The 14926-nt window shown below is 45.3% G+C and carries 15 protein-coding genes; 9 read left to right on the plus strand and 6 right to left on the minus strand.

Annotated elements, in window-relative coordinates; translation table 11 throughout:
- Positions 1-13: 13 nt before the first annotated feature.
- Positions 14-979, minus strand: a complete 966-nt coding sequence (locus VIB_RS03305; RefSeq protein WP_004394589.1) for a calcium/sodium antiporter — start codon at positions 977-979, stop codon at positions 14-16.
- A gap of 371 nt (positions 980-1350) precedes the next feature.
- On the opposite strand from VIB_RS03305, the gene mlaF reads away from it, so the two are divergent.
- The 8 genes from mlaF (at position 1351) to VIB_RS03345 (ending at position 6723) form a co-directional block, all read left to right on the plus strand.
- Positions 1351-2154, plus strand: coding sequence for a phospholipid ABC transporter ATP-binding protein MlaF (gene mlaF, locus VIB_RS03310; RefSeq protein ID WP_040904029.1), 804 nt, complete (start codon positions 1351-1353; stop codon positions 2152-2154).
- Complete coding sequence (gene mlaE, locus VIB_RS03315; RefSeq protein ID WP_004394591.1) at positions 2144-2935, plus strand: lipid asymmetry maintenance ABC transporter permease subunit MlaE; 792 nt, start codon at positions 2144-2146, stop codon at positions 2933-2935. The genes mlaF and mlaE overlap by 11 nt, the downstream gene beginning before the upstream one ends.
- 2 nt (positions 2936-2937) lie before the next feature.
- A complete protein-coding gene (mlaD, locus tag VIB_RS03320; RefSeq protein ID WP_040904011.1) occupies positions 2938-3426 on the plus strand; it encodes an outer membrane lipid asymmetry maintenance protein MlaD in 489 nt (162 codons plus the stop codon).
- Positions 3427-3429: 3 nt separating this feature from the next.
- The gene (locus VIB_RS03325) at positions 3430-4068 is read left to right on the plus strand and encodes an MlaC/ttg2D family ABC transporter substrate-binding protein (protein ID WP_004394593.1); all 639 of its coding nucleotides are present in this window, start codon (positions 3430-3432) and stop codon (positions 4066-4068) included.
- Positions 4065-4391: an STAS domain-containing protein gene (locus VIB_RS03330; RefSeq protein ID WP_040904013.1), complete on the plus strand. Its 327-nt coding sequence runs from the start codon at positions 4065-4067 to the stop codon at positions 4389-4391. Before VIB_RS03325 ends, VIB_RS03330 begins: the two co-directional genes overlap by 4 nt.
- Entirely contained in the window at positions 4384-4638 is a 255-nt protein-coding gene (gene ibaG / locus VIB_RS03335; protein WP_004394594.1) for a BolA family iron metabolism protein IbaG, read from the plus strand. Before VIB_RS03330 ends, ibaG begins: the two co-directional genes overlap by 8 nt.
- A 9-nt stretch (positions 4639-4647) precedes the next feature.
- Positions 4648-5913: a UDP-N-acetylglucosamine 1-carboxyvinyltransferase gene (gene murA, locus VIB_RS03340; RefSeq protein WP_004394595.1), complete on the plus strand. Its 1266-nt coding sequence runs from the start codon at positions 4648-4650 to the stop codon at positions 5911-5913.
- Positions 5914-5985: 72 nt separating this feature from the next.
- Positions 5986-6723, plus strand: a complete 738-nt coding sequence (locus VIB_RS03345; RefSeq protein ID WP_004394596.1) for a 1-acylglycerol-3-phosphate O-acyltransferase — start codon at positions 5986-5988, stop codon at positions 6721-6723.
- Positions 6724-6823: 100 nt separating this feature from the next.
- On the opposite strand, the gene VIB_RS03350 is transcribed toward VIB_RS03345, so the two are convergent.
- The 5 genes from VIB_RS03350 to VIB_RS03370 form a co-directional block, all read right to left on the minus strand.
- A complete protein-coding gene (locus VIB_RS03350) occupies positions 6824-7213 on the minus strand; it encodes a RidA family protein (protein ID WP_004394597.1) in 390 nt (129 codons plus the stop codon).
- Positions 7214-7354: 141 nt separating this feature from the next.
- Complete coding sequence (gene pyrI, locus VIB_RS03355; protein ID WP_040904035.1) at positions 7355-7822, minus strand: aspartate carbamoyltransferase regulatory subunit; 468 nt, start codon at positions 7820-7822, stop codon at positions 7355-7357.
- 11 nt (positions 7823-7833) lie between these two features.
- Positions 7834-8763, minus strand: coding sequence for an aspartate carbamoyltransferase (gene pyrB, locus VIB_RS03360; protein WP_004394599.1), 930 nt, complete (start codon positions 8761-8763; stop codon positions 7834-7836).
- 260 nt (positions 8764-9023) lie between these two features.
- Complete coding sequence (gene argF / locus VIB_RS03365) at positions 9024-10028, minus strand: ornithine carbamoyltransferase (protein ID WP_004394600.1); 1005 nt, start codon at positions 10026-10028, stop codon at positions 9024-9026.
- A 115-nt stretch (positions 10029-10143) separates the two neighbouring features.
- A complete protein-coding gene (locus VIB_RS03370; protein ID WP_004394601.1) occupies positions 10144-11520 on the minus strand; it encodes a PhoH family protein in 1377 nt (458 codons plus the stop codon).
- Between the two features lie 445 nt (positions 11521-11965).
- Between VIB_RS03370 and rapA the strand changes: the two genes are divergently transcribed.
- Positions 11966-14875 carry an RNA polymerase-associated protein RapA gene (gene rapA / locus VIB_RS03375; RefSeq protein ID WP_040904016.1) on the plus strand — a complete coding sequence of 970 codons (2910 nt, stop codon included), beginning with the start codon at positions 11966-11968 and terminating at the stop codon, positions 14873-14875.
- Positions 14876-14926 lie beyond the last annotated feature (51 nt).

Genomic DNA, 14926 nt, shown 5'->3' on the forward strand with positions numbered 1-14926 from the left:
CCCATTCCCTACATTAAGCAGCCATATTCATCAATAAATACCCTTGATAGGCAATGAATATGATAAACAGTACAGCACCCTCGAGACGGTTAATACTGCGTGATTTACCAAGGGCCATGATCACTAGTAATAATGAGACCGCTAACATGACCCAAAAGTCACGGCCCATGATGCTATCGCTCAGTATCGATGGGTTTAAAATCCCAGGAATACCCATCACGGCAAGAATATTAAACACATTCGAGCCGATGATATTGCCGACGGCCATATCATCTTCACCTTTTAATACTCCAGCCAGCGAGGCGGCAAGTTCTGGTAAGCTGGTGCCAACGGCAATGATCGTTAGTCCAATAACTAAATCACTCATACCAAAATACTTAGCAATAATCACCGAGTTATCAACGAGCATACTGGCTGCAAAAGGCAGTAGTATTAGACCAATAACGACCCAGATGATGGCTTTTTTATTACTAACGTCTGTTGGAATCTCTGATTCACATTCAGCCAATAAGGCATCACCATTTTGCTGCTCTTTACGGCTAATCTGTAACATCGCTAAGATAAACACCGCAAAGAGAACAAACAGCAGAATACCTTCATAAAAGCCTAAATAGCTATTCCAGAGCAGAAGACCGGATAATAACGTCACGCCAACCATCAGTGGTAATTCGCGACGCAAGACCATTGAACTGATCGATAATGGTTTGATTAATGCCGTGATGCCGAGGATCAACGCAATATTGGCGATGTTCGAACCGAGTACGTTACCGACCGCGGTATCCGTTTTGCCATCTAAAGCGGCGGTAGCTGAAACCATCATTTCAGGCGCTGATGAACCCATCGCTAAAATAGTCATCCCGATAACTAAGGGAGAAATGCCGACGTTACGTGCGATGGCGGCAGCGCCGAAAACCAGTTTATCGGCACTCCAAACCAGTAGAATCAGGCCGACAATCAGTAATCCAGAGGCTTCGAGCATGGCGATTCCTAATCTCAATAAAAAATGAATGAGTAACCGCTAATTTTGACGTGTTGGTCACTAAAAGGGAAGTCGAAGATAACATTTATTGTGGCATTTTTATCAAGGGTTTTCATGCGTGATTGCGCTTAATTGAGAGAAATCGGACGCTTTGCTTACACTTTGTTACCGATTTTTCCGGATAGTGAAAGGTTCGATGACGTTTTCATCACTGTTCTTATCGTCAGTGATGTAAGGTTATTAGAGGAAAATATCATTGGCCAGAGAGAGGGCTTATCGAATGACTAATTGAACAGCGCTTTTAATTTAAGCCTAATCTGCTTATGATTGCGCATTATCTGGATGGAAAACCACAACAGCGAATCGAGAGTATGTCCGAAACTGATCTAGTGACCATCAATAAGTTAACCTTTTCCCGAGCCAATCGTCTCATCTTTGATCAGGTGAGTTTGCAGGTACCGAAAGGGAAAATCACCGCCATTATGGGTCCTTCTGGAATAGGCAAGACGACCTTATTGCGTTTGATTGGTGGTCAACTCCTGCCTGAAGCCGGTGACATTTGGTTTGATGGCGATAATATTCCCCATTTATCACGTAAACAGCTTTATCAAGCTCGTAAAAAAATGAGCATGCTTTTCCAATCGGGTGCTCTATTTACCGATCTTAATGTGTTTGATAATGTCGCCTTTCCACTCCGCGAACATACGAAATTAAACGAGGCGTTGATAAAAACACTGGTCCTTCTTAAGCTTGAAGCGGTGGGTTTGCGTGGTGCTGCCCATTTAATGCCAAGTGAGCTGTCTGGTGGTATGGCTCGTCGAGCCGCCTTAGCGCGAGCCATCGCGCTCGATCCGGAACTGATCATGTACGATGAACCGTTTGTTGGCCAAGATCCTATCACTATGGGGGTTCTGGTTGAGCTGATCCGTAACTTAAATCAAGCATTAGGTTTAACGTCGGTGGTGGTATCTCATGATGTGCCCGAGGTCATGAGTATTGCTGATTGGGTTTATTTATTGGCGGATGGGAAGGTGATTGCTTTTGGTACGCCGCAGGAACTGGAAAATAACCCAGATCCACGCGTGCAACAATTTTTACGTGGTGAAGCGGATGGGCCTGTCCCTTTTCGTTTTCCTGCGCAGTCGATAGAGAAGGACTTGTTTGATGGCCAATAATTGGGAGCAAGCAATCAGTCGCTTTGGTCGGCGCTGTTTAGGCGTTGGCGAATCTTTTGGGCGAGCGAGCTTGATGCTGTTTGGGGCTCTGGTGGGAAGACCAAGACCGATCCAACATTTACCTCTGCTGATGAAACAGTTGTACAGCGTGGGCGTACAGTCTCTGGCGATTATTATCGTCTCTGGCCTGTTCATTGGTATGGTTCTCAGCCTGCAAGGTTATGTGATCCTAGTTGATTTTGGGGCTGAAACCAGCTTAGGGCAAATGGTGGCTTTGTCGTTGTTGCGTGAGCTTGGCCCTGTTGTCACGGCATTGCTGTTCGCGGGACGAGCCGGTTCGGCGTTGACGGCAGAAATTGGCTTAATGAAAGCTACCGAACAAATTTCCAGTTTAGAAATGATGGCCGTGGATCCGCTTAAGCGAATCATTGCTCCACGTCTGTGGGCTGGACTGATTTCGATGCCTTTACTGGCGATGATCTTTATGGCGGTGGGCATTTGGGGGGGACATTTAGTCGGCGTTGATTGGAAAGGTATTGATCAAGGTAGTTTTTGGTCGGTAATGCAATCGTCGGTTGAATTAGGTAGAGATATTGGTAATAGCGTGATCAAATGTGTGGTCTTTGCGATCACGGTAACTTGGATCGCGCTGTTTAACGGTTATGACGCTATTCCTACTTCAGAAGGGATTAGCCGAGCGACAACACGCACCGTGGTACACTCGTCTTTGGCGGTGTTAGCACTGGATTTTGTTCTGACCGCATTGATGTTTGGGAATTAAACATGCAGCAAACACGAAAAGTAGAATTTTGGGTAGGGAGTTTTGTGCTAGCAGGAATTTGCGCAATTCTTATTATGATTTTTCACGTAGCTGACGTGAAAGGGTTAGGTTCAAACGATACTTACTCACTAACCGCTGAGTTCGATAATATCGGTAACTTGAAAGTTCGCTCACCAGTCAAAGTGGGTGGCGTAGTGGTGGGGCGTGTATCGGATATTCAGTTGGATCGTCATCGTTTATTGCCTGTTGTGACCATGGCTATCGATAGCCAATATGATCAGTTTTCTGAAAACTCCAGTGTGAAAATACTCACTTCAGGATTAATTGGTGAGCAATACATAGGTTTAGTGCCCGGATTTGTCTTTGATGATGAGCAAATGCTCAAAGATGGTGACCATATTGAAGACACCAAATCAGCGCTGGTATTGGAAGATTTAATCGGCCAAGTGCTGTATAGCGTGGGCAATTCAGACAGTAAAAAACAGGAGTAAATCATGTTGAAACGGTATTGGGTTTTAGTTCTAGGCCTGTTTTTTTCATTGGCAATTCAAGCCGAAGTGATTGATAAAACGCAGCCTTATCAGATGATGAAACAAGTGGCAGAAAAGTCATTTGCTCGTTTAAAAGCGGAACAACCTAAGATTCACGACAATCCAGAGTATCTTAAAGTCATTGTTGAAGAAGAGCTGATGCCTTACATCAATGAGCAGTATGCAGCTTTGAAACTACTCGGTACACATTTACAAGGGGCCAATCGTGAAGAGGTTGGCCAGTTCATTACGGCGTTTCGCGCTTATATGGTGACAAGCTATGCACAAGCCTTAACCCAATATAACGATCAGCGTGTTGAGTTTGCTCCCGAAGTTCCAGTCCCAGAAGGGCGACGGATCACTGGCGTACAGGTGGAACTGATCGACCCACCAAGACCGAATGTGAAAATTGAATTTCGTCTGCGTCAGGAGAGAAATGGAGAATGGAAAGGATTTGATATGATTGCAGAAGGGATCAGTTTGTTATCAAGTAAGCAATCTGAGTGGAGCGGTAAAATCCGTCAAGACGGGATCTTAGCGGTCGCGAAAGAGTTGCAACGCTTATCAGAGCAACCGATCCGTTTTGAGAGTGAGTCACAATGAGTGAGCAATGGCAAATGACCAATCCTGAACACGCCTTATTAAAAGGCGCGCTGGATAGAGAAACCGTTCCTAACTTGTGGCGTCATTTACAAACTTGGCAACCGACGGCTTTGCAATGCGAGATTTCTTTAGCAGAGGTACAACGTATCGATTCTGCGGGGATGGTAATGCTCATTCACTTAATAGAGCATGCAAAAACACAAAACTGTCATATAATGCTGAGTTTTGTGCCACAACAACTGCGCACATTATTTCAGTTGAGCAACATCGAAGCGATGATGGCTCAACATATTCAACCATTAGCAGGGGTGAATTGTGGATAGCACACAAGTACAACAATTATTACAACAAGCGCTCAACCTTGAAGAGCTACATGTCAAAGGTGAGGGTAGCCATTATGAGGTGATCGCGATTGATGCGAGCTTCGAGACGATGAGTCGAGTGAAGAAACAGCAACTGATTTATGCTCCATTAATGGCGTACATTCAGCGTAATGATATTCACGCGGTATCAATCAAAACGTTCACCCCACAAGAGTGGGCTCGCAATAAAAAGTTGATGTCGCTGTAAGGTTTTTTAATGGAAAAATTTCGAGTTATTGGGTCAGATAAGCCGCTGCAAGGTGAAGTGACCATTTCCGGTGCAAAAAATGCTGCACTGCCTATTTTATTTGCGTCGATTTTGGCTGAAGAACCGATTGAAGTCGCTAACGTTCCTCACTTACGTGACATTAACACTACGATGGAACTGCTCAAACGCTTAGGCGCAAAAGTGGAGCGTAATGGCTCGGTTCATGTTGATGCGAGCCAAATTAACCAATATTGCGCGCCATACGATCTGGTGAAAACCATGCGTGCCTCAATTTGGGCGTTAGGCCCACTGGTTGCTCGCTTTGGTCAAGGTCAAGTTTCGCTACCGGGCGGTTGTGCAATTGGTGCACGTCCCGTCGATCTGCATATTCATGGCCTCGAGCAATTGGGTGCGACGATTACGTTAGAAGACGGTTATGTTAAAGCGAGCGTTGATGGGCGCTTACAAGGTGCTCATATTGTCATGGATAAAGTCAGTGTTGGTGCCACGATTACCATCATGTGTGCCGCGACATTGGCAGAAGGTAAAACGGTATTAGATAACGCGGCTCGCGAGCCGGAAATTGTTGATACTGCCGCCTTTTTAAATAAGCTCGGCGCTAAAATTACCGGTGCAGGTACAGACAGTATCACTATCGAGGGTGTTGAACGTCTTGGTGGTGGTCGTCATGCTGTGGTTGCTGATCGCATTGAAACGGGCACCTTTTTAGTTGCTGCTGCGGTATCTCATGGCAAGATAATCTGTCGTAATACCAAAGCCAGTTTACTGGAAGCGGTACTTGCTAAATTGGAAGAAGCTGGCGCAGAAATTGAAACTGGCGATGATTGGATAAGTTTGGACATGACTGGGCGAGAGCTGAAAGCTGTGTCAATTCGCACCGCTCCCCATCCTGGTTTTCCTACTGATATGCAAGCCCAATTTACTCTCCTGAATATGATGGCCAAAGGTGGCGGTAAAATTACCGAAACCATCTTTGAAAACCGTTTTATGCACGTACCTGAATTGATGCGTATGGGAGCCAAAGCCGAAGTTGAGGGGAATACGGTGATTTGTGGTGATGTCGAATCATTGAGTGGAGCTCAAGTGATGGCAACGGATCTACGAGCTTCTGCGAGCTTAGTGATCGCGGGTTGTATTGCGAAAGGTGAAACCATCGTTGATCGGATTTATCATATCGATCGTGGCTATGAGCGCATCGAAGATAAATTGTCGGCGTTAGGGGCTCATATCGAACGTGTCAGTGAGCCAAACTAACGGGCTCAAGGGTTAATGAGCCGAAATTTTAGGATTTCGGCTTTTTTATTTAAGCTCCATTGGAGAATCTGCATGATTGCTGTCTTGCGTCTTTTGGCATTAGCTCTATTTGCTGTTGTGATGTTTGTTTTTGGATGTGGCTATTGTTTGCTCAGTCCGCGCAATCCAAAACACGTTTTCACCTTTGGCCGTCTGTTTGCCAAAATGTCTCGGGTATTTGGTATTACTTTAGAGCTGCGTATTCCTGAGGATGCTTATCATCGTGGTCAGGCGATTTATATTGCTAACCATCAAAATACTTGGGATCTTTTTACAGTCTCTGCGGCGGTGACGCCCAAAGTGGTCACGGTAGGCAAAAAAAGCCTATTATGGACGCCGTTGTTTGGTCAGTTGTATTGGCTAACCGGCAATATTTTGATTGATCGCAGCAATAAGGCCAAAGCCAAAGGCACGATTGATCAAGTGGTGGATAGTATGAATAACAGTGACGTTTCGGTCTGGATGTTCCCTGAAGGAACGCGTTCCCGTGGCCGGGGGTTACTGCCTTTTAAAGCGGGTGCTTTTCATGCTGCGATAGGTGCGAAAGTGCCGATTATTCCGATCGTCTGTAGTTCTACCAATCATTTACGTTTAAATCGTTGGAATAATGGTCATGTGATTGTCGAAATGCTGCCGCCCGTTAGTACGGAAGGGTTAACTCGAGAACAAGTCCGTGAATTATCTAAGCAGTGTCACCATGATATGCAAATCAAATTGGCTGAACTTGATGCCGAAGTGGCGCGATTAGATGCTCAACCAGCTCGTGGATAATTGCCTTTTATAGAATCACTGAGCTATTAAAATTGCGCTAATACATCAGAGAAAAGAAAAAAGGTTGCTTATCAAGCAACCTTTTTTATCGCGAGAGCGCTTATCGACGAACAGCGATCGCTTCAATTTCAATCCCAACATCTTTCGGTAAACGTGCAACTTCAACGCAAGAACGTGCAGGGTAATTGGCGACGTTGTGATCATCAAAAAACTGGCCATAAACCTGATTCACGGTAGCGAAATCGTTGAGATCTTTGACGAAGACGGTCATTTTAACGATATCGCCTACCGTTAATCCCGCCGATTCAACCACCGCTTTAACGTTATCTAAAGATTGTTTTGCTTGAGCAGCGATATCAGCAGGGACTTCTCCTGTCACTGGGTTTACAGGGATTTGGCCTGAAGTCAGAACCATGTTACCTAAATCAATCCCCTGAATATAAGGACCGATTGCCGCTGGAGCCGATTCGGTATGCAGAACTTTAGTCATGCGAGTTATTCCATAATCTTGATTAAAAATGAGTTTTTAGTGTGCCTCTAAACCCAGTAGAGGTAAAGAGGCAATCGGCAGAACCTTAGTGGTTCGCACTCCGTTTATGGATGTTACGTCGTTAGTACGGATGAACTCTGTTTAGGCTTCGCGTTCGGTTACTACTTCGCGTGAGAAGACTTTCTCACAGTATTTACACTTAAGACGAATTTCATTGGTTTTCTCAAAAATGCGGAAGCTACTCTCAACGGGTTCATTGTGTGAGATACAGTTGCTGTTTGGGCAAGCAAAGACGTTATTGATCTTTTCTGGCAGCGTTAAGGCTAATTTTTTAACGACTTGATAATCTTCTATTTGGTTAACCGTAGCATGGGGGGCATAGAGTGCGAGTTTATTGGCTTGATCTTCGTTGATAAAGACATTCTCTATCTTCAGGAGATCTTTATGGCCGAGTGCTGATGAGGGTAGGTTGAGGCCAATGGTGACGCGTTGGTGAGAGTTGTGCATATCAAATAAACGCAAGACTTTGATCCCAACCTTGGCTGGGATGTGATCAATAACCGTCCCGTTTTTAATCGCTTCAACTTGCAGTTTAGTCTCTTTATTCATGTTCGGCTCCATTACAGTGACTCATTTAACACAAGGGCAAGCAGTGCTTCACGGGCATAGACCCCATTCTCGGCTTGTTGAAAGAAGTAGGCGTGCGAGGTTTTATCGACATCCGTTGTGATTTCATCAACTCGTGGCAGTGGATGGAGGACTTTCATGTTTGAACGAGCGTCTTGCAGCATCGCTGCCGTTAACACGAAGGCGGATTTAATATGCGCATATTCTGATTCATCGAAACGTTCTTTTTGGACTCGTGTCATGTATAAAATGTCGAGTTCAGGGATCACGCTTTCCATATCGCTATGTAAGCTGTACTGCAGCCCTGCATCATCGAGCTCTTCACAAATATAATCAGGCATCGCCAGAGCTTCTGGTGCGACAAAGAAGAAGCGATTATTGTCAAATTTCGCCAATGCTTGAGTTAAAGAGTGGACGGTACGGCCATATTTCAAATCCCCGACAAAGGCGATATTTAAGTTATTTAAACGGCCTTGGGTTTCAAAAATTGAGAATAAATCGAGCAGGGTTTGTGTCGGATGTTGGTTAGAACCATCACCAGCATTGATCACCGGTATGCCATTGGAAAATTCAGAAGCAAGACGAGCGGCTCCCTCTTGAGGATGACGCATAACAAACGCATCGACGTAAGAGGCAATTACCTGAACCGAATCGGCTAAGGTTTCGCCTTTTTTAGCCAGTGACGTATTGCCACCGTTGTCAAAACCAATCACGCTGCCACCGATACGTTGTACTGCCGTTTCAAAAGAGAGTCGCGTTCGAGTTGAGGGTTCGAAAAAACAGCTGGCAATAACCTTATCTTTAATCAGAGTCGGTTTCGGTTCGGCTTTTAATTGACCTGCGGTGCGGACAATCAATTCCAGTTCTGCTCGTGATAGCTCAGAAATGGAGATGATGTGCTTTTGGTAAAGCGAATTGGTCATAATTTCTTCCCTTGCTTGGTGTTTCGGCCATAAAAAAGCCCCCCGATCTGGGAGGCTATTTATTATCAATAAAGGGTAGCAACGCATTGACTAGTAAGCAAAATTGCTCACCGCAATGAAGCATAGAAACATGGTTGATATCGTTTCTGTTCACAAGCCACCCCTTAGACAAATTGTTGGGCATTATACGCCTAACTTTTCTCAAGGCAAGCGTTTGCTTAGTGAGTTTTTCGTTTACTTATTAACCATTAAATGCATAGTTATCCACCTAAGGTGGCGACCATCACGGCTTTGATGGTATGGAGTCGGTTTTCCGCTTGATCAAACACGATCGCGTGTTCGGACTCAAACACTTCTTCAGTAACCTCTAAGCCTTGCATACCATATTTTTCAGCCACTTGTTTACCGATGATGGTTTGATCGTTATGAAAGGCAGGTAAGCAGTGCATAAATTTAACGCGAGGATTACCCGTGGCGTGAATCGCCGCCATATTAACTTGATAAGGCGTCATGATCGCCACACGTTCGTCCCATGCTTCGGGTTCTTCTCCCATTGAGACCCAAACATCGGTGTAGAGGAAATCGCAGCCTTTGACGCCCTCTGCCACATCTTCGGTCAAGGTAATACTTGCCCCTGTTTGTTGAGCAATACTTTGACAAGTATCGACTAATTGACGATCTGGCCAGAAAGCTTTAGGAGCGACTAAGCGAATATCCATGCCCATTTTTGCCGCGCCGACCATGAGCGAATTACCCATGTTATTGCGCGCATCACCAAGATAAGCAAAGCGGATTTGATCTAGAGCTTTACCATGAGAAAACTCTTGCATGGTTAGGAAATCAGCCAGAATTTGCGTTGGATGGAACTCATCAGTGAGGCCATTCCATACTGGAACCCCAGCATATTGGCCAAGTTCTTCGACGATCGATTGACCATAACCGCGATATTGTATGCCATCGTACATACGGCCCAATACTCGTGCCGTATCTTTCATTGATTCTTTATGGCCAATTTGCGATCCGGAAGGGCCAATATAGGTGACTTGAGCGCCTTGATCAAAGGCAGCAACTTCAAAAGCGCAGCGGGTACGTGTGGAGGCTTTCTCAAAAATAAGCGCAATATTTTTACCCAGCAAGGTTTTTTGCTCGGTGCCTGCGTATTTGGCTCGCTTTAAGTCCGCCGCTAGACTCAATAAAAATTGAATTTCTTGGGGAGTGAAATCAAGTAATTTTAGAAAATTACGCTGACGCAAATTAAAAGCCATGGGGAGTCCTTAACCATAAAAAAGAATAGGACCAGTTAAACATATAAATGCTATAAAAGTGAATAATTATTTTTTTATTAGCGGTGAGTCATGTGAAATAACTCACCGCATTGGGTTATAAGTTTTCTTCCGCAAATTCAGCTAAGCGGCTACGAACGACACCATTGAGGTGAATGTTGGCACTGCCTTCGAAGTTTTTGAACCGCTCAACCATGTAGGTGAGCCCGGAGGTGACAGGCGTGAGATAGTGGGAATCAATTTGTGCCAAGTTACCGGAACAGACAATTTTGGTTCCTTCCCCACAGCGAGTAATGATGGTTTTAATTTGTGATGCGGTTAAGTTTTGGCACTCATCCAATAAGACAAAGGCATTTTGTATTGAGCGACCACGCATAAAGTTGATGGATTTAAATTGAATATTCGCTTTATCACAGATGTATTTGAGCGAGCCCTCGGTACAGTGATCGTGCTTGTGCAGCGCTTCTAAAGTATCGGTGATAGCGGCTAACCAAGGCATCATTTTCTCTTCTTCACTACCCGGTAAAAAGCCAATCGACTCACCAATATCGGGTGTATTGCGAGTAACAATGATTTTATCGAACATTTTGCGTTCGATGGTTTGGTCTAAGGCGGCCGCCATGGCCAGCAACGTTTTACCACTACCGGCCGCGCCGGTGAGAATGACTAAATCAATCTCAGGATCGAGCAAGGCATCTAATGCCATGGCTTGATAAATGTTTTTTGGCATAATATCCCAGACTTTACGGTGCATGAGCCGCTCACGTCCAAGATCACGTAGGGTTATTGAGTCATCGCTGAGGGTTTCGACTCGAGCGGTGAAGTCGCTTTCTTCATCCAATACATATTGATTAATGTAGGTGGGCTCGAAAGGTTTGCGATCCAATTTATGGAAGGTTTTGCCTCCCAAAGTATAACTGTCCACACTATCGACATTATCCCAAAAATTACCGGGACGGGTCTGAAAGCCTTTTGTTAGGTATTGTACATCGTCAATTAATTGGTCAGTTCGGTAATCTTCAACAAAGCGTACTCCCGCTCCCTTCGCACGTAAACGCATGTTGATGTCTTTGGTGATTAATACCACCGAGCGCGGTGCGCGCTTGTTTTGTAGGTGCAACACGGCATTCAAGATCCGGTTGTCTCCCTCTTTGTCGGTAAACGCTTTAACCGTTTCATGCACTTCGTAATCGGCCAAAATGGCAATGGTTCCTTTATTGCCACCTGAATTTTTTAAGGGGATACCTTCAGAAATCTCATCCGGTGTTGCATCGTGGAAAATGTTTTCCAAGGCACGAATGGCGACTCGTGCGTCTCGGGCCACATCGCGTTTGCTGTCTTTAATTCTGTCGAGTTCTTCGAGGACGGTCATCGGGATGACGACGTCATGTTCTTGGAAGGAATAAATTGCAAGCGGTTCATGCAATAGTATGTTGGTGTCTAGGACAAACAGTTTCCGGTCAGTATCGCCCATAAGCGTCTCCTTGCTATGTGATAGCGGGTATAATGAAGGTCTGCATTCTCGTGCTTACGATCGATTCTACGCTGTCGCCAGGTTGTCGATCACTGCGGATAGAAGGCAAACTGGTATGGATACTCTCTGTTTGAACAAGCATATCGTATGCCAACAAACCTTACGCCGACGTAAGGTGATACCAGTTTAGTATCGTTTGGCAACCTGCTGGTCTTTTTCAGTATAGCAACCTATTGAATTAGCATTGACATTAAAATGTGACACTTTGATGTCAGCCAGCCACTCAAGAAAAAAAGCGTGGAATGGACGTGACCTGTATCACGCCATCAAGTAAGATTAGCGACCTTTTTCTGCACCATAACGGTAGGACAAGTAGACTTTTTCTTGGCACCGGTGCAGTCACGGTAACGGATAATGTTTAATCCCAATAGATGAGGTAGTCTTGATGACTTTTGCTTTAGGGCAACGCTGGATAAGTGATACAGAAAGTGATTTAGGGTTGGGTACAGTGGTCGCGATGGACGCTCGTACGGTGACGTTAATGTTTGCCGCATCCGAAGAAAACCGAGTGTATGCGCGTCATGATGCGCCAGTTACACGGGTGGCTTTTAATGTCGGTGATACGGTTGATAGTCAAGAAGGTTGGTCACTCAATGTTGAACAAGTGGTGGAAGATCAGGGCGTACTCACCTATTTAGGGACTCGTGAAGATACTCAACAAGCCGGCATTGCGTTGCGAGAGATTTTTCTGAGTAACCAAATCCGCTTCAATAAACCACAAGATAAGTTGTTTGCTGGGCAAATTGATCGGATGGATAACTTTGTGTTGCGTTATCGTGCGCTGACCAATCAATACCAGCAACATAAAAGCCCAATGCGCGGCCTATGTGGTATGCGTGCGGGGTTAATTCCTCATCAATTATACATTGCCCATGAAGTGGGTCGCCGTTATGCGCCTCGTGTCTTGTTAGCCGATGAAGTGGGTCTAGGTAAAACCATCGAAGCGGGGATGATCATTCATCAGCAAGTGCTATCTGGACGCGCAGAGCGGATTTTAATCGTGGTGCCTGAAACATTGCAGCATCAGTGGCTGGTAGAAATGTTGCGTCGCTTTAACTTGCATTTTTCGGTATTTGATGAAGAGCGCTGCGTTGAGGCCTATGCTGAAGCGGATAATCCGTTTGAAACCCAGCAATATGTCTTATGTTCATTAGATTTCTTACGTAAAAGCCGGCAACGTTTTGAACAAGCGCTGGAAGCGGAATGGGATCTGTTAGTGGTTGATGAGGCGCACCATTTACAATGGAGCCAAGATAAACCGAGTCGTGAATATCAAGTCATCGAAGGATTAGCAGAACGCACACCTGCGGTATTATTGTTAACCGCGACACCAGAGCAACTGGGGCGCGAAAGTCATTTTGCTCGTTTACGCTTGTTGGATGCGGATCGTTTTTATGACTATGACGCGTTTGTTAAAGAAGAAGAGCAATATGCGCCTGTCGCTGATGCCGTGAGCGCGCTGTTATCTGGTCTTGCATTGACTGATACCGCAAAAAATCAAATCGCAGAATTATTATCCGAGCAGGACGTCGAGCCCTTACTGCGGGTATTAGACAGTCAAGCTGACGAACAGGAAAAAGCCGCTGCCCGTGATGAGTTGATCAGCAATCTTATGGATCGCCACGGTACAGGACGTGTTCTATTTAGAAATACACGCGCTGCGATTAAAGGCTTTCCTAAGCGGAACGTGCATTTATTACCGATGGAGATTCCAGCGCAGTACAGTACTTCAATGCGCGTCGCGGGGATGATTGGTGGTAAGCTAAGTCCACAAGCGCGAGCGATGAAAATGCTCTATCCAGAAGAAATCTTCCAAGAGTTTGAAGGCGATGATGCGAGCTGGTGGCAGTTTGATTCACGAGTCAATTGGTTGATTGATAAGGTTAAAGCCAAACGTAGCGAAAAGATTTTAGTCATTGCATCTCGCTCAAGTACCGCGTTGCAATTAGAGCAAGCTCTTCGTGAGCGAGAAGGGATCCGTGCGACGGTGTTCCATGAAGGAATGTCAATCATTGATCGCGATAAAGCGGCGGCTTATTTTGCTCAAGAAGAGGGCGGAGCTCAGGTACTGATTTGTAGTGAGATTGGCTCTGAAGGACGTAACTTCCAGTTTGCTCACCAGCTGGTTATGTTTGATCTGCCGTTTAACCCTGATTTGCTTGAGCAGCGGATTGGTCGCTTAGATCGTATTGGTCAAGAAAATGACATCGATATTTATGTACCTTATTTGCAAGGGACGTCACAAGGAATTTTGGCCCGCTGGTTTAATGAAGGATTGAATGCTTTTGCGGAAACATGCCCAACCGGGCGTGCGGTCTACGATCAATTCTCCGAAGCTTTGATCGCAATGCTAGCCACGGCAGACAGCAGTGAATTAGAAGGCGTGATCGACGCCTCAGCTAAGCTCAATCAAACCCTAAAAAGCCAATTGGAACAAGGGCGTGACCGTTTATTGGAAATGCACTCGAATGGTGGAGAAAAAGCACTGCAGATCGCTCAGTCGATTGCAGAAACCGATGGTGATACCAATCTGGTTTCTTTCGCATTAAGTCTGTTTGATACCGTTGGGTTAAATCAAGATGACCGTGGTGACAATGCTTTAGTGGTCACGCCCTCTGAACATATGATGGTTTCGAGTTATCCCGGTTTGCCTTATGAAGGGGCGACGATTACTTTTGACCGTAATACAGCGCTCTCTCGTGAAGATATGCACTTTATCAGTTGGGAGCACCCGATGATTCAAGGTGGGATTGATCTTCTAATGAGTGAAGGGGTTGGCGTTTGTGCGGTATCCCTGTTGAAAAATAAAGCGCTGCCAGTGGGGACGATTCTATTAGAGATGGTCTATTTGGTGGATGCTCAAGCGCCTAAGAGTAGCGGTATCAGCCGTTTCTTACCCGCAACCCCAATCCGTATTCTGATGGATGGCCGCGGCAATGATTTATCGGCGCAAGTCGATTTTGAAAGCTTTAATCGCCAGCTAAGCCCAGTGAATCGTCATTTAGCCAGTAAATTAGTCGCTTCTGTACAGGCTGAGATTCATCGCTTGATTGTGGCCAGCGATCCTGCGGTTAGCGCGAAAGTAGAGGCGATTCGTGAGCAGGCCAAGCAGGAGATGGAGCATAATTTGCACGCAGAGTTAGCGCGTTTATTGGCACTGAAAGCGGTTAACCCGAATATCCGTGATGAAGAGATCAGCGCATTAGAGCAACAAATGAGCGCATTAAGTGGGTATATTTCTCAAGCGCAATATCAGCTTGATTCAGTGCGTTTGATTGTGGTTTCACATAACTAACGTTATATCTTGTACGCTTTAATGTTAAAAGGCTTTGTCAAATGACAAAGC

The sequence above is a fragment of the Vibrio metschnikovii CIP 69.14 genome (assembly GCF_000176155.1).
Lineage (GTDB): Bacteria > Pseudomonadota > Gammaproteobacteria > Enterobacterales > Vibrionaceae > Vibrio > Vibrio metschnikovii.

Coding starts and splice junctions, on each gene's coding strand:
- VIB_RS03305 (WP_004394589.1), bottom strand. CDS start 979: ATGCTCGAAGCCTCTGGATTACTGATTGTCGGCCTGATTCTACTGGTT.
- mlaF (WP_040904029.1), top strand. CDS start 1,351: ATGTCCGAAACTGATCTAGTGACCATCAATAAGTTAACCTTTTCCCGA.
- mlaE (WP_004394591.1), top strand. CDS start 2,144: ATGGCCAATAATTGGGAGCAAGCAATCAGTCGCTTTGGTCGGCGCTGT.
- mlaD (WP_040904011.1), top strand. CDS start 2,938: ATGCAGCAAACACGAAAAGTAGAATTTTGGGTAGGGAGTTTTGTGCTA.
- VIB_RS03325 (WP_004394593.1), top strand. CDS start 3,430: ATGTTGAAACGGTATTGGGTTTTAGTTCTAGGCCTGTTTTTTTCATTG.
- VIB_RS03330 (WP_040904013.1), top strand. CDS start 4,065: ATGAGTGAGCAATGGCAAATGACCAATCCTGAACACGCCTTATTAAAA.
- murA (WP_004394595.1), top strand. CDS start 4,648: ATGGAAAAATTTCGAGTTATTGGGTCAGATAAGCCGCTGCAAGGTGAA.
- VIB_RS03345 (WP_004394596.1), top strand. CDS start 5,986: ATGATTGCTGTCTTGCGTCTTTTGGCATTAGCTCTATTTGCTGTTGTG.
- VIB_RS03350 (WP_004394597.1), bottom strand. CDS start 7,213: ATGACTAAAGTTCTGCATACCGAATCGGCTCCAGCGGCAATCGGTCCT.
- pyrI (WP_040904035.1), bottom strand. CDS start 7,822: ATGAATAAAGAGACTAAACTGCAAGTTGAAGCGATTAAAAACGGGACG.
- pyrB (WP_004394599.1), bottom strand. CDS start 8,763: ATGACCAATTCGCTTTACCAAAAGCACATCATCTCCATTTCTGAGCTA.
- argF (WP_004394600.1), bottom strand. CDS start 10,028: ATGGCTTTTAATTTGCGTCAGCGTAATTTTCTAAAATTACTTGATTTC.
- VIB_RS03370 (WP_004394601.1), bottom strand. CDS start 11,520: ATGGGCGATACTGACCGGAAACTGTTTGTCCTAGACACCAACATACTA.
- rapA (WP_040904016.1), top strand. CDS start 11,966: ATGACTTTTGCTTTAGGGCAACGCTGGATAAGTGATACAGAAAGTGAT.